Source organism: Flavobacterium pectinovorum (assembly GCF_900142715.1).
In the GTDB taxonomy this organism is placed as follows: domain Bacteria; phylum Bacteroidota; class Bacteroidia; order Flavobacteriales; family Flavobacteriaceae; genus Flavobacterium; species Flavobacterium pectinovorum.
The window spans coordinates 785,783-805,273 of sequence record NZ_FRBX01000001.1; the positions used below are offsets into that span (position 1 = coordinate 785,783).

Here is a 19,491-nt window from a genome sequence, read left to right on the forward strand (position 1 = left end):
ACGAGACAAGCATGCGGGCACGAGCGGGACGCTCGCGCTAGCGAAAACAAGGAATTAATAATTTAAAATCTACTCCTTCTTCAAACTCAATCCCATAGGAACCATCAAGATTCCTTTCTCATAAATATTCAAATAAAGTATGACAGGTTTTTTTTGGCCTTCCCATTTTAGTTCATAAACATTAAGGAATCCAGCGCCCATATCGCTTCGTTTGGTTGGGAAGGGGCAACAGGTTTCCAATCTTGAATACGTGATTTTTTCACCATTTGGTCCGGCTAAAGCATTCAGGAAACGAGTTTCGTTTAAAGCCTCATCTCTCGTATTTCTGAAAAAAATATTGATCGGATAATCAGGATCGTAACCGTACTTTTTGTCTTTACTAAAAAGCGTAATAACAAAAGTATTGTCTTTTTTTAAAACTAAATCAGGAGCATTGTCATCTACATTTTTCAAAGTCGATTTAGTACTTATACACGAGGTTGCAGTTATAAGTAAAATGATAAAAAATGCTATTTTTTTCATGGTTTAAGAGTATTGGTCGTACAAATGTAAAAGTAAAATAGTTTTGCCACAGATTAAGGAATTAAAAAAGAATAAAATAATTTGTTATAGGCGCAAATCTGTGTAATCTATGTCATCGACTTTAAAATTAAACTAAATTATTCTTCCTTTTGTGGATTCAGTTCTAATATTCCAAGTACAAGCAGATATTGTGCCACAAGATAAGTAAGCATAATAAAAAACGAACCTTTTTCTATTGAAGTATAAAACTTATTAATTGCCAGAATACTATCAGAAATGACAAAAATAATAGCCCCGTAAAAAACATATTTGTTTCCCGGTTTCGACCAGCTTAAAAAACCATTAAAAGCAAATAAAAGCATAGTTGAAATCACGAATGCATAAATGATTACGGGAACTTTTAAACTGCCCAAAGTTGGCAGTAAAAAAGAAATCATTCCTACGACATAAAGTAAAATAATAAGACATCCAATTCTAAAAACTATATTGTTTCTAATTTCAACGGTTTTTTGTTTGTTAAAAAGTGTACAATATAGGAGATGCGAAATCAGAAAAGAAGCTAACGCCAGAATAAAATAAATTTCAGCTATATCTGCAAATAATAAAACAATATCGCCAATCCAAGAAAATGCTAATGCAGCTAAGAGTAAATTTCGCGACGGGAATCTTTTGTAAGCGTAAACCGCAAAACCTAATAACGGAATCAAAGTAGGTTTTAAATACAGATCCAAATATTCATATCCCAAAAGCAGCGCAAGCAAATAAATAAGGCTGATAAAAAAATAAATTTTGAAAAATAAGGTGTGTTTCATAGTCATCAGGAATTGAGTGTTATACCGGGGGGAGATTTAAAATCGATAGCTACAAAATAAATTGTGGCTATAAATGAAAAACTTAAAAAACTTAAAATGATGTAATTTGAAAATGGAAAAACCTGATTTAGCCCAAACCAGTCGCCATAATAAGAAATGATTGCAATGACAATTAGAAAACGGAAACCTTCCCAAAAAATTGCATATTTACTTTTATCCATTAATTCACTATAACTGTAAATCGTTATCAGGATAAAAAAGCCATAAACAAAAATATTGGGCAAACCAATTTTGGCAATATTATCAAATAAATAAGTGACAAACAAAAGGGTAATCAACATTTGAGTAACCGACCAATAAACTAGTTTTTGTGAATTTTGAGTTCCGTATTTTTCAAAATCATACACATTTTCAATTTTATGGACAGGATATTTTTCTTCAAAATTTTCTGGTCGCCAGCCTGTTGGTTTAAACCAAATGGTAAATTTATCTTTCCAGTTTTCGGCACGCCAGGCATCTTTGATTAATAAAATAAGATGTTGGAAATTGATCTTAATCGGATTCCAGGTTTGCACCGGTCTTGTAATGCCAAATACAGGCGGAACATCATCCATTTCTGCCTGAAAAGTACCAAAAAGTTTATCCCAAAAAATAAATATCTGCGAATGGTTTTTGTCTAAATATTCAGGATTTATAGCATGATGAACACGATGATGCGAAGGAGTTACCAAAATGTGTTCTATAAAACCCATTTTTTTAATATGTTTGGTATGATACCAAAATTGTAAAAATAGATGCAAAGGCAAAGTAATCGCGATCACTGTGGCCGGAACGCCCAATAATGCAGCAGGAATCAATAAAAAAGTGAATAAATTAACCAGACTCGCAATAGGCTGGCGCAATGCACAGGCTAAATTAAACTCTTCACTACTGTGATGAATTGCATGTTTGTTCCAAAGAAAATTTATTTGATGTGCCAGTCTGTGGCTCCAATATCCGTAAAAATCAATAACAAAAAAGGCAATACAATAAGATAAAACAGAAGCTTCAAGATGGAAAACGGCAATTTTAGAAACCAGCCATTCGTATGAAATAAAAGTCAGGCTTAAACCCAAAACATCCTTTACAGAATTGGTAATTCCGGAACTGATGCTTGAAACACTGTCAATTAAAGGCGCAGTGTCTTCTTTTTTATAGATGCCGTATATTTTTTCAATTATAATTAAAACTAAAAAAATAGGCGTAGCGATAATTAATATCTTTCCATATTCTTCCATAAAAAAAATGTTATAAAATATTCAAATATAGAATATTTTATAACATTTTTTAAATTATTCACAATTAAACAATCTCTGCGCTAAGTCCTGCTTCTAAAAGCTGTGTACATTGAGGTTTAAGTTTGTCCATCGGACCTGTTTTTACGGTGCATTTTCCGTTGTAATGTACAATTAAAGAACATTGTTCTGCTTGCTCAGGTGTATGATTACAAACGCGCATTAAAGTATCGATAACATGATCAAAAGTATTTACATCGTCATTATAAACAATGATCTCGTTATTAAAACCTGTCGCTTCTTTCTCGCGAACTCTTTCTCTTACTTTTTCTTTAGTACTCATGTTTTTTAGGTTTTTGTACTGTTTGTAATTACTATCTAATTTACGTATTTTAATGAAACCCAGTTGTTTCTTTGAAATTTTTTAACATAAGTCAAACCTTTCTCCGTGCAGGAAGCATCAATAAACGGAATATCTTCTTCATAAAAACCGCTAAAAAGTATAATTCCTTTTGGGTTTAAAGAATTAACATAACTTTGCATATCGTTTAGCAAAATATTACGGTTGATGTTGGCAATAATTAAATCGTATTTTTTTCCGGCTAATAAAGCGGCGTCACCTTCATAAACGGTAATGTGTTTGCAGTTATTGCGTTCAGCATTTTCGATAGAATTCAAATAACACCAGTTGTCAATATCAATAGCATCAATTGGCTGAGCACCTTTCATTTCTGCCAAAATCGCTAAAATTGCAGTTCCGCAGCCCATGTCTAACGTTTTTAAACCTTCAACATCCATTTCTAATAAATGCTGAATCATCATATGTGTTGTTTCATGATGACCGGTTCCAAAACTCATTTTAGGTTCGATTACAATATCAAATTCAGCATCGGTTTTTTCATGAAAAGGAGCGCGTACGTGGCATTTTCCGTCAACATCAATCGCTTCAAAGTTCTTTTCCCATTCCTCGTTCCAGTTTACCTGATCGATTTCTTCAACGGTATATTCAATTTTAAATTCTTCAGATTCTAAAATATAAATGTCATCCAGAATATTCTCATCCCACAAATCTTTCTTCACATAAGCCGAAATTCCGGTTTCTGTTTCTGTAAAAGTTTCAAATGCTTTTTCGCCTAATTCAGCAATTAAAATTTCTGATCCGGGTTCTTTCGGTTCAATCGTAAAATGATATCCTAAATATATATTCGACATAAATAATTTTTTTGCAAAGGTAAGAATCCAAAGTTGAAGTTCTTTAAAAATAAATCATATTCTCAAGAAGATTAATGTTAATTTTGATTCAAATTTCTACTGATTTAATTTATGAAGAATACCATCTATATTTTACTCTTTGCGGTTTTAAACGGCGCTTCGTGTGAGAACGACCACGAAGTAATCCGATCTTTTTGTTATTGGAAAACTGATTTAAATTTTCAGAAAGAAGATGATTCTTTAATGAGAGAATTGGATGTAAAACACCTATATGTTCGCTTTTTTGACGTAGATTGGAATCCGTATGCAAAAGAACCTTTACCGGTGGCAACCATTGGAAATGTCAGTTTAAACGAAAGCAATCCTGATATTACACCAAGTGTCTTTATTACCAATGAAGTTGTTTTACAATCGACTAAAAAGCAATTGGATAGTTTGGTGGTTAGAATTGCACAACGCGTTAATCAAATTGGTGTAAAAATGAACGAAACAAAAGCAGATGTAATCGCCAATGCAATTGTTTACCCCAAAGATTATTACAAACAAAAAGACTATAAACGAATCAATTACGATTCAATAAAAGCGTTAGAATTAGCGAAATTAAAAGTTGATTTTAAGGAAATTCTAATTGATTGCGATTGGTCTGAAAAATCTAAAGACAATTATTTTTATTTATTAAAACAAATCAAAAAAGAATTTCCAACAGCGCAAATATCTGCTACAATCAGGCTTTGGCAATATAAATTTGCTTCAAAAGCCGGAATTCCGCCAGTAGATAAAGGTTTATTGATGTGTTATAATTTGACAAAACCAGATGATTTTAAAACTAAAAATTCGATAGGAACAAGTAATGAATTAGCACAATATATTACACACGGCGAATATAAACTCAAACTCGATATTGCGTTGCCGTTATATAGTTGGGCAGTTGTTTTTAGAGGGAATCAGTTTAAAGGAATTTTATCAGATTATGATCAGTTACTGAAAGATTCGATAAAATTGAAGAAATCAACTGAATCTAAATATGTTTTAGAAGATGATGTTTTGGTTGGGCAAACTTATTTGCGAAACGGAGACGAGATTAGAATCGAGAAAATTTCTGAAGAAGAATTAGACAAAATGATTTCGATTATAAAAGATAAAATCAAGATTGATAATCAAACCAAAGTGACGTTTTTTTCTTTTGATAAAAAATACATCAACGATTATGGAACCCAAAATATATCCAGCTATTATGCGCGTTTTTAGTAGTTTACTTTTCTTTTTAAGCCTGCAGGTTTCATTTGCCTGCGGATGGAGTGTTTCGCCGGAAACCAGCAGATTGGTATTGTTTAAAGCACAACGAGAAGGTTTTTTTAAACTAACCCCGTTTTATTATTCTGCAGATTATTACTATTCAACCAATACAGTTTCGGGCGTAGATCAGGAACTGAATTGTTTAGAATGGCAGAAGAAATTAGGAAATAAAATTAACCCAAAAGATGTTCACACCATTTTGTACGAAACAGATGCTGAACAATTTGAAAATGCTTTTGAATCTAAATCATTAAAAAAAGCGTTCGAAAAAAACACTTTTATTGAAGCTTTATTGTTGCCAAAAAACAAAGTCTTTTTAAACTATATTTTATTTGCTAAAAAACTTGAATATAACAGTAATATCGATGTAAAATGGGAATCCTGGGAACAAGTCGGTTACAATAGCAAAGATCATAAATTAGCAGATTTAGAAGATTTCGAAAAGAAAATTAAAACTGCAAAAGATCCCTTTTTAAAACAGCGTTATGCTTTTTTAATTCTCAGATATAGTTTTTACGCTCAGGATAAAAATGAAGTTATTCGCTTATACGATACTTATTTTGCAGAAAATAAAAATACAATTCTTCAACCTTGGGCTTTGTATTATAAAGCCTTATGCATTGATGATTTGCCTTTGCAGAATTATTTATTGAGTAAAGTTTTTGCTACTTGCGAAGAAAAATCATTTGCTGTTTTACAGCATTATAATTGGAAATTAACTGCCGAAACTTTGGCTTTGGTCCAAAATAATGAAGAACGAAGTGTGATTCTGTCAATTGAAAGTTTTCGTAATCCGGCTCCCGATTTAAAAACAATCAAAGAAGTTTACGAATTGAGCCCGAATAGTTTGAATTTAAGTTTTTTAATTGGAAGAGAAATAAATAAACTCGAAGACTGGATTTTTACACCGCAATATACCACAAACGGAAGTCCATCGGTTGTGTTTGAAGGAACTGATTGGTACGGAGATTACGTCAATGCTAAAAATGAAAATTTCAATAAAGACATTCTGTATTTAAGAGAGTTAGAATATTTTCTGATTGCTATTCGGGAACAAACTTCCGGTGAACAAAAAGAGTATATAACCGCTGCAATTGCACAGCTTTGTTTTATGGATGATGATATCGAGTTGGGGAAAAAATATACCAATATGATTTCTGATAAAGCCAATCTATCGATACAAATGCAGAAAAATATTCAGTTAGCATTAGTTTCCTTAAAACAAGATGATTTGAAAAACGAAACAGTGCAAAATCAGCTTTTTAAATACTTTGATTCTGTTGAAAATTTAATTGAAACGGATAACGGATTGTTCAAAAACTTATACAGTTTATATAGAATAGCAAGCGGTGAATTCTATAAAAAAAATGATCGCGTTACAGCAGGTTTATTAATGATGAAATCGGATCTTAAGAATGAAGGAGAATATTCAGGATATTATAATACTCCTTATTTCTATAACTACATTGGTTATTTTGAACGAACTGCAACCGTTGAAGACGTTGATAAATTGATTGCACTACAACAAAAAGAAGATAAAACCCCATTTGAAAAATACATTTGCTCAGGAACAATTGCGCCAAATATTGATTATTACAAAGATCTAAAAGGAACAATTGCTTTCAGAAACAATGATTTAGAATTGGCTTATGAAACCTTTTCAAGTATGCCTAAAGATTTTTGGGAAAAGAATTATTCCTTTACAGATTTTCTAAATGAAAACCCTTTTACCCCCAAAATTCTGCAAAAACAAGAAGAACGAAAATTTGATTACCGTTTTAATAAAGCCGAATTTATTGCAAAATTAATTCAGTTGAAAAAGCAAAACACAGCGTCGGGCAATCTGCAATTGGCAAATGCTTATTTTAATGTTTCTTATTTAGGAAATTCCTGGATGATGGTTGCTTATGATTGGACATCTGGCGAATCCTATGTTGATTATGTTTATGGAGATAATTCTGAAAAAGAAAAAACATACCAAAAAGGCAATTATTACAGTTTAACAATGGCAAAAATGTATTATGAAAAAGCCTTAAAAATGTCTAAAAATAAAAATGAAAAAGCTCTGGCCAGTTTAATGATTTTTGAATGTAACTATTACAATCATTATGCTAATATTATTTCTGCCGAAGAAGAAGAAAAAAATCCATTTAAAGCAGGGAAGGAGCTTGTAGATTTTTATTCGCTTTATAAAACAACACCAACTTTTAAAAAGTACAATTGTCCGTTGTTGCAATCATTTATAAACTAATTTTTTTTACCATATAAGTGATATAATTTAGAGATTCCAATTTTTAAATTCCAAATTCCAATAAAAAAACTCCATTGCGAAGCAAATGGAGTTTTTTTTATCTAAAATCTAAAATCTAAAATCTAAAATCTAAAATCTAAAATCTAAAATCTAAAATCTAAAATCTAAAATCTAAAATCTAAAATCTAAAATCTAAAATTAGATAGCCGTTACAATCGCTAAAAAGTCATCAGCTTTTAAAGCTGCACCTCCAATTAAACCACCATCTACGTCTGGTTTACCGAAGATTTCTTTAGCGTTATCCGGTTTCACAGAACCACCGTATAAAATAGAAACTTCATCAGCGATATCAGCTCCAAAAGCTTTACGGATTGTTTCTCTGATAAATTCGTGCATTTCCTGCGCTTGTTCAGGAGAAGCAGTTTCTCCGGTTCCAATTGCCCAAACTGGCTCATAAGCTAAAACAACTTTAGACCAAGATTCTTTTGCAATATGAAAAATTCCGTCACGCAATTGGTTTTCAACAATGTTGAAGTGATTTCCAGATTGACGATCTTTTAGTTCTTCACCAAAACAGAAAATTACAGTCATATCATGTTTCAAAGCTGTATCAACTTTGCTTGCGATCAATGCATCTGTTTCGTGAAAAATAGCACGACGCTCAGAGTGACCAAGAATTACAGTGTTTACACCAATACTAGTTAGCATGTCTGCAGAAATTTCTCCTGTAAAAGCTCCGCCTTCCGCTTGGTGAACGTTTTGTGCAGCAACACCAATAGTTGTGTTTTTTACTTTAGCAGCAGCAGCTTGTAAATTTACAAATGTAGGTGCAACAATTACTTGCGCAGTTGTTTGTGCTGGTATTTTTGTAATTAATTCACTTAATAATTCTTCAGTTTGTCCTGCGTTTTTATGCATTTTCCAGTTTCCTGCAACAATCTTTTTTCTCATTTTGGTAGTTTTTATTATTCTTTTTTTTGTTTTTTATTCTTATATTAAATTGAATCCAGCATTGACATTACCATTCAAATTTTATTTTAAACCTTTTAAAGTTTCATTGATTTTATCAAAATCAGTTTCTATGGCGCGGTATAATACAATTTTACCAGTTTTGTCAACGACAATGTATCTAGGAATCCAATCAAGATCAATTGCTTTTCCAAAAACACCTTTCATACCGTCGTTCATCATAAAGTGATCGCCTTTTAATTCGTGTTTTTCAATTCCGGCTTTCCATTTGTCAGCCGTTTTATCTGCCGAAAGGAATAAGTAAGAAACATCAGGATTATTCGCCTGAAGTTCTTTTAATTTAGGCATTGCTTTTACGCAATCACCACACCAGGAAGCCCAAACTTCGATAACCAAAGTTTTTCCTTTGTATTTTTTAAGAATGTTCTTGAAAGAAGTCTGACCTCCGTCAAGAGTTAATAATTTTTCAGACAAAGCCTCTTTTGAAAAACTTGTTTTCTGAGCTTGTGAACATGAAAAAGTAATAAATGCAATAACAATTAGCGCTATTTGTTTCATATTAAAATAATATTTGTAATGTACTTTAAATTGCTTTTCAGGAAATGAATCTGCAAATTCAAATCAGAGCAATTTCATAAATTAAGGTTCCGAACAAAGTTAAACAAACAAATCGAATGCCAAATGGAGATTAACAAAATTTGAAGACTCGTTTATTTTATCACAAAACGGGAAATTTCGGTTAAAAAAAGCGCTTTGAAATCGTAATAGTTCACTTGAAAAACTTGAAATTATATTATATTCCGGAAAATGTTTTCTAAAGAAAATGAGAAAAAAGATATTTTTAATGAAAGAAGGTTTTTTTTGGAGCCAAAAAACGTCAGATTAAAGCAAAAAAAAGACTTCAATAAAATTTTCTAATTTAGAATTTACCGAAGTCTTTTAAATATGATTTTTAGAATTTAATTCAAATCATAATTGCCATTCGCCCATTTTTTACTTGGAACAATCCATTCGTCTAAAGCTTTATATAAAAAGCCATGTTTTAGATTTGTATGTAATTTGATTTGTTTGAAATGATTTATTTTCAATTTTGAAGTTTCTTTTCGTTTTGTAGCATCAACACCATAAATATCTGATTCTTCATAAATCGTTAAAATGTTTCCACAGAAATTAATATCCGGAATTTGTTCGATATCGGTGTCCATAAAGCATCCAATAAAAACAAAATTTACATCTGGATTAGCTAGCAAAGTAGAAACATATTCAGCAATATAACCGCCTTTTGATGTTCCGATAACAGTAATTTTATTTGGAGAAACACCTTTTTTAAGAAGTTTTTTAATTTGTTTTACTGTTTTTTCAGCATAGTCATACGCATTAGTATTTTTCTTTCTTTTTTCGCTGATAACAATAAAATTATCTTTTTTAAATGAATCTATAATCTCGTTATACTCTGCTTTTCCATATTCAGGATGGGCAACACTTAAATCGTTTTCTTCTACAAATTTATTATGAAAGAAGAAGATGTAGCGTTGATCTTTGTTTGCGATCTGAGATTGGCTAACAGCAATAAAGCTTGATAAAATTGCTAGTAGAAGAAACGGTAATTTTTGTAATTTCATAAAACTTAATTGTTTTTTATAAAAAAAGCCCAATTTTTAAAAGGACTTTATAGTGTAGTATTAGTTTATAAAAGTTAAAAATTCAAATTAAAGGTGAGTTTATTTACTTCTTCTTGTTTATTTGATTGTATAATTTTTAAATCGTCCAATTTTTTATCAATTTTTACTTTAGAATTTATAGGAGTATTTTTGTTTTCAGTTAAAACTTTCTTTACTGTAGTTTTCATAATTCTTTTCTTTTTATAATAAAACCAAAAAAATCACCATTTGATTTGAAAGGTACGCTGTTAACGTTTCCAAACTCATTCTTTATTGATCCAAAGATAATAAAAGTTTCGGACAATTCTTCTAAATTAATTGAAAGTGCCCTTCTGTATAAACGTGTTCTAGCGAGTGTACTGCCTTTAAAAAAGACCATCTTTTTAGGATATTTTTCTGTAAAAATATAAACTGAGCTGGCAACTGTTGCTAAAATTTTATTTCGGTCTCCATTATTTGTAATTATTGAATCATCTAAAATATATCTTTTATGAACTTCATCATATATCAAATCTCCGAATGCCAGATTATAAATTTCTTTAGATTGAGTTGCATTAAAGATTATGACTTTCGTTATTTCTCCATTAGGACCAATGCTTTTAAATTCAAAAATAGTTGTTTCAGTATTTCGATAAAGTTCATATTTTAAATGTTTCATTATTTTAATTTAAATCTACAAAAATATAAAAAATAAGTAAAAAAAAAGCTACAAAATAATTGTAGCTTTTTTGAATTATATGTTTTATTAGATACTATATCGAGAGTCTTAAAGATTTAAATCATCAACATCATTATAATGAACTTTCTGAATTACAGTTCCGTTCTCTAAAACCACAATACTAGGATTTGCTCTTTCAATTGTTTTTAAAGTTGTAGCATCGCAGAAATAAAAATCGACATTTAAGCCATATTGTTTTTTAGCTTTTGCAATTTCATCAGCTCCGGAAGCTGTCATCGCGATAACTTTATATCCTTTTGATTTTGCCTCTTTATTTACATCTTCTAACTTTTTCATTCCTTCAGGATTTGATAAAGCCAAATCGTATGTCACAAAAATCAATAATTTTGGTTCTTTCAGCAATTCTTCTTTATAATCAGAATCGTCTTTTGTCATCGAAAAATCATGAATTGGCGGAACATAACCTTCTGTAATTACTTTATCTTTTCTGTCAACAAAAGTGGCACCTTCCGGAATATTGGCTAGATCTTTTTCTGTAAATTCTTTATCAACACCATTTACTTTGTAGATAAAAGTCATTTCAACTACCGATTTTGGTGCACCTTCCGGAATTTCCATACCTTTTTCGATGTTGCTTCCTACTTTAAACGGACGGAAATCTTTTATAGGATTATGGTTTAAAACCCAAACAGCCATAACAACACATAATACGATAGCAATTAGCGTAATAATATTGGTAACTGTCTTTGAGAATAAACGTTTTACCAGCTTTTTATTGATGAATAAAATTAGAATAAAGAAAAGTAAAACAATATCTTTTGTAAACGATTGCCAAGGAGTTAAGTGTAAAGCATCTCCAAAACATCCACAATCTTTAACTACATCAAAATAAGCAGAGTAGAAGGTAAGGAATGTGAAGAAAACAATTAAAAGCAATAAAGCCCAAATGGTAAGTTTTGATTTGTAACCCACCAATAACATTACACCCAAAACTACTTCTAAAATCACTAAAAAGATCGCCAAACCTAAAGCTAAAGGCTCTAAAAATGGCATATTGAAAACAGGCTCACTAAAATATTCGGCCAATTTATAAGAGAAACCAACCGGATCATTCAGTTTAATTAATCCTGAAATGATAAATAATACGCCGACAAATAATCGGGAGAATTGAGTAATGATATTTTTCATGGGGAAAGTATTAAAATTTAAATCTCAATAAAGAAATTCCAAATTCCAATTCTATAACTTGGGTTTTGGAATTTAAAAATTGGAATTTTATTTGTTTATAGGATTTAGGATTAAAGCAAAAACAGAATAATTAATCATATCCTGATAATTCGCGTCGATGCCTTCAGAAACTAAAGTTTTGCCTTTATTATCTTCAATTTGCTTTACGCGAAGTAATTTTTGCAGAATCAAATCGGTCAATGAACTTACGCGCATATCGCGCCATGCTTCGCCGTAATCGTGATTTTTGGCTTCCATTAACTCTTTGGTTAACTTAACTTTAGCGTCGTATAATTCGGTTGCTTTTTCTACATCAAGATCAGGCTGGTCAACAACGCCTAATTCTAACTGAATCAGGGCCATAATCGAATAATTAATAATTCCGATGAATTCTCCTTTTTCATCTTCATCAACTTTGCGAACTTCGTTTTCCTGTAAACTTCTGATTCTTTGTGCTTTTATGAATATCTGATCGGTTAATGATGGCAATCTTAAAATGCGCCATGCACTACCATAATCTTTCATTTTATTGATAAATAAAGTACGGCAAACCGTAATTACATTATCAAATTCAAGGGAAGTATTCTTCATTTATTGCTGTATATTTGCTAAAATTTCTTCAAAAATAAGGATAAAATTAAAGAGTTTATGAAAAAAGTTTCAAGTTTAAAGTTTCAGGTTGAAGTAGATTGCGCAAGCTGAGTAACTTGAAACCTGAAACAAAAATAACTTGAAACAAAAGTTGTGAAACTTGAAACTTGAAACCTGAAACAAAAATAACAAGAGATGCTAATTAACTGCAAAGGCCAACTTATTGATTTGTCGATTCCTAAAGTAATGGGAATTTTGAATGTAACGCCAAATTCTTTTTTTGACGGTGGAAAATATAGTAATGAAGACGAAATAATCTCACAAGTAGATAAAATGCTTTCCGAGGGAGCAACGTTTATTGATATTGGTGCTTATTCGAGCAAACCAAGTGCCGAATTTGTTACCGAACAGGAAGAAATTGACCGAATTGTTCCTGCAATTGAATTGATTTTAAACCATTTTCCGGAAGCTTTATTATCAATCGATACTTTTAGAGCCGAAGTTGCGAATGCAAGTATAGAAAGCGGTGCAGCGATTATAAACGATATTGCAGCGGGAGAATTAGACGATAAAATGTTTGATGTAATTGCAAAATATAATGTTCCGTACATTATGATGCACATGCGTGGAAACCCGCAAACAATGCAGAGTCTAACGCAATATGAGGACATTGTAAAAGAAATGCTTTTCTATTTTTCTGAAAAAGTAAAAAAAGCAAGAAGTCTCGGAATTAATGATTTAATCTTAGATCCCGGTTTCGGATTCGCCAAAACAACCGATCAAAATTATGAAGTCATGCAGAAAATGGAACTTTTTAATGTATTAGAATTGCCAGTTTTAGTCGGAATTTCCAGAAAATCAATGATTTATAAAACGCTAAATAATACAGCACAAGAAGCTTTAAACGGAACAACGTTTCTGAATACCATTGCATTGACAAAAGGGGCTAAAATTTTGCGTGTGCACGATGTAAAAGAGGCGACGGAATGTGTGACTTTGTTTGATAAAATGAATTCAAAATAAGATCTAAAGAAAATAACATGACAAAAAAAATATTCTATTTAGTTTTTCTAGCAATTTTTATATCGGGCTGTAATGATAAAAATGTATCAGATTTGAAAAAAAATTATGAATATAAATCTAAGGATATAAAAGAGCTGAAAGAATATTTTGAAAAAATAGTTCCAAAAAATTATTACGTTACAATACGATATAACTCTTCTGATAATATCAATTTGGTTGTTTATGAGCCAACAAATATTCCAGATAAAAATGATTTGCTTTTTCAACAATGGGATGTAGATTTTGAAGATTATGAAGAACCGAAAGATTCTCATTTTAATAGCGAATATGACGGAAAAACGAAATCATTAGATGTAGTTAAAAAGAAACTTAATTGGAGCAATAACACTTTTACAGAACTTTATGAAAAACTGGAAAATGTGAATTCTATGGGAATATCAAGTGGAAAACCCATAAAAATTGAATATGGATTTAGAGGAATGGGAGTTTTGAGCTATTTGTTTTTTGACCATAATTTAAGTAAAACCGAACAAAAAGAAAATTCAAATAATTGTTCACAAATGTTTTATAAAGAAAATATTGTCTTTACATTTTCTTCAGGAGCAATAGGAAGTTTTTGTATTCCTGATTTTGAAAAGAATTCAAATAAAAAATAATTAATTGAAACTTGTTTTTTAATTAAAATGATGATGAAAACACCAAAATCAATAAATAGATATTTTTATAAATCTAGAATTTTAAATATGAAATACTTTAGTTTAATTATCGCTCTTTTACTTTTTTCCTGCGAAGAAAAAAAAGACGTTCTACTTCCAAAATCAAATATTTCAATCGTTAAAAATGTCGAAGATCTTTCACCAATTTATATCTTTTTAAAAATAGAAGAAAAAGATACAATTGCAGAAGTAAACCGAAAAAACAGCATTATTTCAACCAACTGGATTTTCAATATTGACAAACGTTTACCGTTAAGATTGGTAATTCCGGAAGTAATAAAACTACAGGAAAAAAAGCGAGTCGAAAAAGCCCACAAAAACGAAAAAGCCGAGAATTATTATTCCTACGCAGATTCTGTTGGAAAGAATTTAGCCTTTTTGCCTTTCACGAAAGTGTATTATAAAATGGAAAAACCAAATAAAGAAAATTTTGTATTTCGTTTTAGAAAAGGAAAAAAGGAAGTTTTGATGGGAAATAAGGAAATAAAAATATCAGAAATATTACAACGTTTTTATAGTATAAAGTTTGAAAGGGTGCCGGATGTCGTATTTTTATTCGATAAGAACATGAGTTATGAAGAATATATCCAACATAAAATTTTACTGCAAAAATATGTGTCTTACAATCTTGATAAACTCCCGGTAGAATTTATCTTCTAAACTTGAAACAAATAAAACCTGAAACTAAAAAAAACAAAGCTTTTCTATTGATGATGATAAGGTTCATTTCTTAAAATCGTAAATCCGCGGTACAATTGTTCGATAAAAAACAAGCGAACCATTTGATGCGAAAACGTCATTAGCGAAAGTGAAATTTTTCCCTTAGCTTTGCTGTAAACCGTATCTGAAAATCCGTAAGGACCGCCAATTACAAAAACCAAAGTTTTAATTCCCGAGTTCATTTTCTTTTGCAATTCTTCAGAAAAACCAACGCTGGAGAAGTTTTTTCCGTTTTCATCCAATAAAATCAACTGATCTGTTGGTGTTAATTTGGACAGAATCAATTCGCCTTCTTTTTCCTTTTGCTGACTTTCAGATAAATTCTTCACGTTTTTGATATCCGGAATAATTTCCAAATCAAATTTGATATAAAACGACAAACGTTTCGTATAATCGTCGATTAAAGTCTGCAGCGATTTATTGTCGGTTTTGCCAATGGCGATAAGTTTGATGTTCATATGTAATGTTTTTTTGCCACTCCCGATAGCAATCGGGATTCACGAATGAGTAGAATTAAAAATAAATAATCTGCGTTAATCCGTTCAATCAGTATAATCAGTGGCCTATTTTTTATTCTCAAAAACGGTTTCGAAATGTTCTACAATGGGAAACGGTTCATAATAATGATGCAAAATATTTTTCCATTCCAGATAAGCTTCAGAAGTTCTAAAACCTACGGTATGATCTTCGAGTGTATTCCAGTCAACCAATAAAAGATATTTATTTTCGACTTCAAGACATTTCTGTAAAGTATGACCTAAATAGCCATCAATTGATGAAATGTATTGACTTGCTTTTGCAAAATCAATTTCAAACTGATTTGCTAAATCTGGTTTTACGAAAAGGAATGCGGCTTCTAGAATCATAATTATATTTTTTTTCACGCAGATTTTGCAGATTTTATTTTTGATATTTATAATAAAAAAATCTGTGTTGATCAGCTTAAATCTGTTTAAATCTGCGTGCTAATTTTTTCACGCAGATTTTATTTTTATTAATTTTTATAAAATTTATCTTCAAAAGTTTTAAATCTTGTATCCAAATCTTTTAGTAATTGTTTTTTTACCGATGCATCCTGAATAAAACTGTAATTGATACTGTTGTAAACGTATTCTTTTATAGTGGCGTATGAAACATCAGGGTATCTTTTAGCCAATAAGACATATTGTTCTGTCATATTGGTTCTTAAAATTCCTGCATCATCAGTACTGATTACAATTGGCACATTAAATTCTTTGTAAAGTGTAAACGGATGACGGCTATCTTTTACCTTCAAGATGAACTCATTACTAACTAAATTAATCTCAATCGGAATATTGTTCTTTGCCATATATCGCAATAAATCATATGAATTTGCTTCGTACGCAATATCAACTCCGTGACCAATTCTGTTGGCTCCGGCAATATGAATTGCATCGTTAATATGCCAGGTTAAATCTTCTGGAAGAACCAAACCTAAAGTTAATTCGCCCGCGTGAAGTGTGTATTTTACGTCTGGAAATTTTGAGTGGCAATATTTAAACATGACCATGTGAAGCCAATAATCTTTCATGGAATTTTCACCGTGTTCCGGTGAAACGATGTTTACGCCCGCAACCAATTTGCTGTCGTTGGCAGAGATAAATGCAATCATCAGGTTCTTAAATAAATCAACAGGATCCATAAAACGAAGCACAAAGTTTTGATATCGCATGGTAAAACGCTCATCATCAATTTTTAAGTCTTTATGAAGTTTTGCTATAAAATTAGTATTGAATTCTGTTGCATATTTTTTAGCGTCTTTTTTCTGAAGTGATTTATACAAATCGTCTAAAAGTTTTAGAACTGCTTTTTCATCTTTTTGAGATGAAGCCTGACGCAATTTCGAATTAAAATCAGATAAATCAGCAACATTCATATCGCAGGGAATCGTTGATAACTGTGTTTCGATATAACTTACATTTTCTGCGAGGGCGCGTTTTTTTAATTCGAGTATTCCTTCGGCAAAATGACCTTGTATAGTTGGTTCAAATTTTTGAAAAGAGTCAAAAAACTGATCATCAGAAGGAACAGAGCCATTGTAATCTTTAACCGACCAGGTTTGCATAACTTGCTGTTCGTAAAAAGCCAGTTTACCTTCGTTTTTAAGTGAAGAGAAAGTGTGCCAACTCCCAATTTCAGGTTTTGTTTTTGAAACTGCCATCGTTTCTATATTCAGATAAAAATCTTCTGCAATAGCTCTTTCTAAAAGAGGTTCTGCATAAATTGATCCCGAAAAATGATGGTGTAAATCGCCGCCTTTAGGCATTTGCTGAAAAAAAGCTGTTAAGAGAGCTTCGTTATTTCTGATTTTTTCTAAATAATTTTCAGCCGATTGAGAAAAGCCGATTTGCGCTATGAAAAAAAAGAAAAGTGTAATTATCCTTGACATACTCTAAGTTTAAATTACATGCAAATGTAAGAGTTTCGGAGGAGATTAAAAAATTTGATTTAGGATGCGGGTTTAAGGTTGCGAATTTAACCGCAGAGATCACAAAGTTTTTTCGCAAAGTTTTTTCGCAAAGTTCACAAAGTTTATTGTGGAGTGTTTGTAGAAAAGTTGGCAAAGTTCACTAAGCTTTGCGCCATTTTTGTCATCTCGACGGAGGAGAGATCACACAAGAAGCTCCACAATCAAAATCGACAATTGTTTATAAACAAAAAAAGACGCACAATAGTACGTCTTAATATTAAATCTTAGAACCTTAGCAACTCAGCATCTTAGCATCTTTACGAAAACAACACATCACGAATTTCCTCAACCTTATCAAAAACACTTTTTGCAAAAGGACAAAGCGGAATAATTTTTAAGTTATTGGTTCTGGCATATTCTACAGCGGCCATAACCAGTTTTTTGCCAACACCTTTTCCGTTAAATTCTTCACTTACTTCTGTATGATCGATGATGAATTTTGAATCTCCAGCCCAGGTATACGTCATTTTCCCGGCTTCTTTTCCGTCTTCTACAGCTTCAAAATAGCCTCTTCTTGTATCGTTAATTTGTTGAATTTCCATGGTAATTATATTAATGTGGTTTTAATTTCGATTGAATGTGTCAGTGTTTTATGAATTGGGCAACTATTTGCTATTGTTTCTAATCTTTGTCTTTGTGTTTGGTCGACTTCGCCAATTACTTCGATTTTTCGGGTAAATAATGATACATTTCGATCAGAATCTCTTTCAAAATCAATTTTGACATTTATTTCAGAAACATCCCATTCTTTACGATTAATATACATTCGCAAAGTAATTACGGTGCAGGAAGCCAGTGAGGCCGCCAAAAGTTCTGTTGGATTTAAGCCTAAGTTCTTGCCGCCCAATATTTGAGGTTCATCAGAAATTAAAATATTTCCGCTGGCAGATGTTACTTCCGTTCGATACAAACGCGTATCAATTTGTGCAGATATAGTATCCATTATTATTTGATTTTAGGTTCTGGTAAAGGCACAAATTCAGTTTCGCCCGGAACTTTTGGAAAAGTTTGTTCTCTCCAGTCTTGTTTGGCTTTTTCGATTAAGTTTTTATCCGAAGAAACAAAATTCCAAAAAATAAAATGTTCTTCAGGAAATGGTGTTCCGCCAAAAATATAAACAGTAGTATTTTCTGCCAATTCAAACTCACATAAAGTGCTATCGCTTGTAATTAAAATTTGTTTTGGCTCATAGACATGTTCTCCGCTTTTAATACTTCCTTCCAAAATATACAAGCCGCTTTCGCCAAATAAATCTTTGCCAATATTTATTTTTTTAGCCTCTGTACTTTTAATTTCAATAAAATATAACGGGCTATAAACCGGAACCGGCGATTTTTTTCCAAAGGCTTCTCCGGCAATTAATTTGTATGAAACACCATCTTCTTCCCAACTCGGAATATCATCTGCTTCTATATGGGCAAAATTAGGATCCATTTGTTCTAATTCTTTTGGCAAAGCAACCCAAATTTGCAACCCGTGAAGCATTTTATCAGAATGTCTTAAATATTCCGGCGTTCTTTCAGAATGTACAATTCCTTTTCCGGCTGTCATCCAGTTTACGGCGCCCGGTTTTATTTCTAATTCTGTTCCTAAACTGTCGCGGTGCATAATACTTCCTTCAAACAAAAATGTCAATGTCGAAAGCCCAATGTGCGGATGTGGAGGAACATCCATATTTTCATGATCACTTAAATGTGCCGGTCCCATATGATCGATAAATACAAATGGTCCAACGGCTCTTTTTTCACGGAAAGGCAATAATCTGCCTACCATAAAATTGCCAATACTGGCAGAACGTTCTTCGATAATTAAACTGATATTTGACATGGTATTTGTTTTAGTTGAAAGCAAAATTACAGTTGTAGTCACAATCTGCAACTTAATTTAGATTAAGAAAATTTGTTTTTGGTATGAATTATAAAAGTAAGGAAATAGAATTATAAAGATTCTATTTGAATTGAAAATATAACACGAATTGCACAAATTAACACACATAAATTAGTGAAAATTGGTGCAATTTGCGATAATTTTTATGGCTAAAACAAGA

The 19,491-nt window shown here is 31.4% G+C and carries 23 protein-coding genes; 5 read left to right on the forward strand and 18 right to left on the reverse strand.

Annotated features, from left to right (window positions below; all coding sequences use genetic code 11):
- Positions 1–69: 69 nt before the first annotated feature.
- The 5 genes from BUE22_RS03200 to prmA all read right to left on the reverse strand — a co-directional run bounded on the left by BUE22_RS03200 (position 70) and on the right by prmA (position 3,820).
- A complete protein-coding gene (locus BUE22_RS03200; protein ID WP_042564313.1) occupies positions 70–522 on the reverse strand; it encodes a hypothetical protein in 453 nt (150 codons plus the stop codon).
- 137 nt (positions 523–659) lie between these two features.
- A complete protein-coding gene (locus BUE22_RS03205; protein ID WP_073394263.1) occupies positions 660–1,334 on the reverse strand; it encodes a lysoplasmalogenase in 675 nt (224 codons plus the stop codon).
- Between the two features lie 5 nt (positions 1,335–1,339).
- Positions 1,340–2,611 carry a sterol desaturase family protein gene (locus BUE22_RS03210; protein WP_073393693.1) on the reverse strand — a complete coding sequence of 424 codons (1,272 nt, stop codon included), beginning with the start codon at positions 2,609–2,611 and terminating at the stop codon, positions 1,340–1,342.
- 64 nt (positions 2,612–2,675) lie between these two features.
- Positions 2,676–2,951 carry an ATP-dependent Clp protease adaptor ClpS gene (locus BUE22_RS03215; RefSeq protein WP_029269514.1) on the reverse strand — a complete coding sequence of 92 codons (276 nt, stop codon included), beginning with the start codon at positions 2,949–2,951 and terminating at the stop codon, positions 2,676–2,678.
- Between the two features lie 35 nt (positions 2,952–2,986).
- Positions 2,987–3,820 (reverse strand): 50S ribosomal protein L11 methyltransferase, encoded by an 834-nt coding sequence (gene prmA, locus BUE22_RS03220; RefSeq protein WP_073393694.1) that lies wholly within the window; start codon positions 3,818–3,820, stop codon positions 2,987–2,989.
- Between the two features lie 111 nt (positions 3,821–3,931).
- On the opposite strand from prmA, the gene BUE22_RS03225 reads away from it, so the two are divergent.
- Both BUE22_RS03225 and BUE22_RS03230 read left to right on the forward strand, forming a co-directional pair.
- Positions 3,932–5,068 (forward strand): hypothetical protein, encoded by a 1,137-nt coding sequence (locus BUE22_RS03225; protein WP_073393695.1) that lies wholly within the window; start codon positions 3,932–3,934, stop codon positions 5,066–5,068.
- Complete coding sequence (locus tag BUE22_RS03230; RefSeq protein WP_073393696.1) at positions 5,028–7,367, forward strand: hypothetical protein; 2,340 nt, start codon at positions 5,028–5,030, stop codon at positions 7,365–7,367. The genes BUE22_RS03225 and BUE22_RS03230 overlap by 41 nt, the downstream gene beginning before the upstream one ends.
- A 198-nt stretch (positions 7,368–7,565) precedes the next feature.
- On the opposite strand, the gene tpiA is transcribed toward BUE22_RS03230, so the two are convergent.
- The 7 genes from tpiA to BUE22_RS03260 form a co-directional block, all read right to left on the reverse strand.
- Entirely contained in the window at positions 7,566–8,318 is a 753-nt protein-coding gene (tpiA, locus tag BUE22_RS03235) for a triose-phosphate isomerase (RefSeq protein WP_042564318.1), read from the reverse strand.
- 81 nt (positions 8,319–8,399) lie between these two features.
- A complete protein-coding gene (locus BUE22_RS03240) occupies positions 8,400–8,894 on the reverse strand; it encodes a TlpA family protein disulfide reductase (RefSeq protein ID WP_073393697.1) in 495 nt (164 codons plus the stop codon).
- 401 nt (positions 8,895–9,295) lie between these two features.
- A complete protein-coding gene (locus BUE22_RS03245; protein WP_073393698.1) occupies positions 9,296–9,958 on the reverse strand; it encodes a dienelactone hydrolase family protein in 663 nt (220 codons plus the stop codon).
- Positions 9,959–10,032: 74 nt separating this feature from the next.
- Positions 10,033–10,185 carry a hypothetical protein gene (locus tag BUE22_RS23660; RefSeq protein ID WP_159438457.1) on the reverse strand — a complete coding sequence of 51 codons (153 nt, stop codon included), beginning with the start codon at positions 10,183–10,185 and terminating at the stop codon, positions 10,033–10,035.
- Positions 10,182–10,655, reverse strand: a complete 474-nt coding sequence (locus tag BUE22_RS03250) for a DUF6934 family protein (RefSeq protein WP_042564321.1) — start codon at positions 10,653–10,655, stop codon at positions 10,182–10,184. Before BUE22_RS03250 ends, BUE22_RS23660 begins: the two co-directional genes overlap by 4 nt.
- A gap of 108 nt (positions 10,656–10,763) precedes the next feature.
- Positions 10,764–11,864, reverse strand: coding sequence for a BT_3928 family protein (locus BUE22_RS03255; protein WP_073393699.1), 1,101 nt, complete (start codon positions 11,862–11,864; stop codon positions 10,764–10,766).
- Between the two features lie 87 nt (positions 11,865–11,951).
- The gene (locus BUE22_RS03260; protein WP_042564323.1) at positions 11,952–12,494 is read right to left on the reverse strand and encodes a DUF1599 domain-containing protein; all 543 of its coding nucleotides are present in this window, start codon (positions 12,492–12,494) and stop codon (positions 11,952–11,954) included.
- 195 nt (positions 12,495–12,689) lie between these two features.
- On the opposite strand from BUE22_RS03260, the gene folP reads away from it, so the two are divergent.
- The 3 genes from folP (at position 12,690) to BUE22_RS03275 (ending at position 14,893) form a co-directional block, all read left to right on the forward strand.
- Positions 12,690–13,517 (forward strand): dihydropteroate synthase, encoded by an 828-nt coding sequence (folP, locus tag BUE22_RS03265; RefSeq protein WP_073393700.1) that lies wholly within the window; start codon positions 12,690–12,692, stop codon positions 13,515–13,517.
- 17 nt (positions 13,518–13,534) lie between these two features.
- A complete protein-coding gene (locus BUE22_RS03270) occupies positions 13,535–14,173 on the forward strand; it encodes a hypothetical protein (RefSeq protein WP_073393701.1) in 639 nt (212 codons plus the stop codon).
- 87 nt (positions 14,174–14,260) lie between these two features.
- Entirely contained in the window at positions 14,261–14,893 is a 633-nt protein-coding gene (locus BUE22_RS03275; protein ID WP_073394264.1) for a hypothetical protein, read from the forward strand.
- A gap of 44 nt (positions 14,894–14,937) precedes the next feature.
- On the opposite strand, the gene rlmH is transcribed toward BUE22_RS03275, so the two are convergent.
- From rlmH to BUE22_RS03310, 6 genes are all read right to left on the reverse strand, one after another.
- Positions 14,938–15,411, reverse strand: a complete 474-nt coding sequence (gene rlmH / locus BUE22_RS03280) for a 23S rRNA (pseudouridine(1915)-N(3))-methyltransferase RlmH (protein WP_073393702.1) — start codon at positions 15,409–15,411, stop codon at positions 14,938–14,940.
- Positions 15,412–15,516: 105 nt separating this feature from the next.
- Entirely contained in the window at positions 15,517–15,819 is a 303-nt protein-coding gene (locus tag BUE22_RS03285) for an antibiotic biosynthesis monooxygenase family protein (RefSeq protein ID WP_073393703.1), read from the reverse strand.
- Between the two features lie 128 nt (positions 15,820–15,947).
- The gene (locus BUE22_RS03290) at positions 15,948–17,363 is read right to left on the reverse strand and encodes an amidohydrolase family protein (protein WP_073393704.1); all 1,416 of its coding nucleotides are present in this window, start codon (positions 17,361–17,363) and stop codon (positions 15,948–15,950) included.
- 338 nt (positions 17,364–17,701) lie between these two features.
- Positions 17,702–17,986 carry a GNAT family N-acetyltransferase gene (locus tag BUE22_RS03300; RefSeq protein WP_073393706.1) on the reverse strand — a complete coding sequence of 95 codons (285 nt, stop codon included), beginning with the start codon at positions 17,984–17,986 and terminating at the stop codon, positions 17,702–17,704.
- A 5-nt stretch (positions 17,987–17,991) separates the two neighbouring features.
- Complete coding sequence (locus BUE22_RS03305; protein WP_042564328.1) at positions 17,992–18,387, reverse strand: OsmC family protein; 396 nt, start codon at positions 18,385–18,387, stop codon at positions 17,992–17,994.
- Positions 18,388–18,389: 2 nt separating this feature from the next.
- Positions 18,390–19,271, reverse strand: a complete 882-nt coding sequence (locus BUE22_RS03310) for a pirin family protein (RefSeq protein ID WP_073393707.1) — start codon at positions 19,269–19,271, stop codon at positions 18,390–18,392.
- Positions 19,272–19,491: the final 220 nt, after the last annotated feature.

Coding starts and splice junctions, on each gene's coding strand:
- BUE22_RS03200 (WP_042564313.1), bottom strand. CDS start 522: ATGAAAAAAATAGCATTTTTTATCATTTTACTTATAACTGCAACCTCG.
- BUE22_RS03205 (WP_073394263.1), bottom strand. CDS start 1,334: ATGAAACACACCTTATTTTTCAAAATTTATTTTTTTATCAGCCTTATT.
- BUE22_RS03210 (WP_073393693.1), bottom strand. CDS start 2,611: ATGGAAGAATATGGAAAGATATTAATTATCGCTACGCCTATTTTTTTA.
- BUE22_RS03215 (WP_029269514.1), bottom strand. CDS start 2,951: ATGAGTACTAAAGAAAAAGTAAGAGAAAGAGTTCGCGAGAAAGAAGCG.
- prmA (WP_073393694.1), bottom strand. CDS start 3,820: ATGTCGAATATATATTTAGGATATCATTTTACGATTGAACCGAAAGAA.
- BUE22_RS03225 (WP_073393695.1), top strand. CDS start 3,932: ATGAAGAATACCATCTATATTTTACTCTTTGCGGTTTTAAACGGCGCT.
- BUE22_RS03230 (WP_073393696.1), top strand. CDS start 5,028: ATGGAACCCAAAATATATCCAGCTATTATGCGCGTTTTTAGTAGTTTA.
- tpiA (WP_042564318.1), bottom strand. CDS start 8,318: ATGAGAAAAAAGATTGTTGCAGGAAACTGGAAAATGCATAAAAACGCA.
- BUE22_RS03240 (WP_073393697.1), bottom strand. CDS start 8,894: ATGAAACAAATAGCGCTAATTGTTATTGCATTTATTACTTTTTCATGT.
- BUE22_RS03245 (WP_073393698.1), bottom strand. CDS start 9,958: ATGAAATTACAAAAATTACCGTTTCTTCTACTAGCAATTTTATCAAGC.
- BUE22_RS23660 (WP_159438457.1), bottom strand. CDS start 10,185: ATGAAAACTACAGTAAAGAAAGTTTTAACTGAAAACAAAAATACTCCT.
- BUE22_RS03250 (WP_042564321.1), bottom strand. CDS start 10,655: ATGAAACATTTAAAATATGAACTTTATCGAAATACTGAAACAACTATT.
- BUE22_RS03255 (WP_073393699.1), bottom strand. CDS start 11,864: ATGAAAAATATCATTACTCAATTCTCCCGATTATTTGTCGGCGTATTA.
- BUE22_RS03260 (WP_042564323.1), bottom strand. CDS start 12,494: ATGAAGAATACTTCCCTTGAATTTGATAATGTAATTACGGTTTGCCGT.
- folP (WP_073393700.1), top strand. CDS start 12,690: ATGCTAATTAACTGCAAAGGCCAACTTATTGATTTGTCGATTCCTAAA.
- BUE22_RS03270 (WP_073393701.1), top strand. CDS start 13,535: ATGACAAAAAAAATATTCTATTTAGTTTTTCTAGCAATTTTTATATCG.
- BUE22_RS03275 (WP_073394264.1), top strand. CDS start 14,261: ATGAAATACTTTAGTTTAATTATCGCTCTTTTACTTTTTTCCTGCGAA.
- rlmH (WP_073393702.1), bottom strand. CDS start 15,411: ATGAACATCAAACTTATCGCCATTGGCAAAACCGACAATAAATCGCTG.
- BUE22_RS03285 (WP_073393703.1), bottom strand. CDS start 15,819: ATGATTCTAGAAGCCGCATTCCTTTTCGTAAAACCAGATTTAGCAAAT.
- BUE22_RS03290 (WP_073393704.1), bottom strand. CDS start 17,363: ATGTCAAGGATAATTACACTTTTCTTTTTTTTCATAGCGCAAATCGGC.
- BUE22_RS03300 (WP_073393706.1), bottom strand. CDS start 17,986: ATGGAAATTCAACAAATTAACGATACAAGAAGAGGCTATTTTGAAGCT.
- BUE22_RS03305 (WP_042564328.1), bottom strand. CDS start 18,387: ATGGATACTATATCTGCACAAATTGATACGCGTTTGTATCGAACGGAA.
- BUE22_RS03310 (WP_073393707.1), bottom strand. CDS start 19,271: ATGTCAAATATCAGTTTAATTATCGAAGAACGTTCTGCCAGTATTGGC.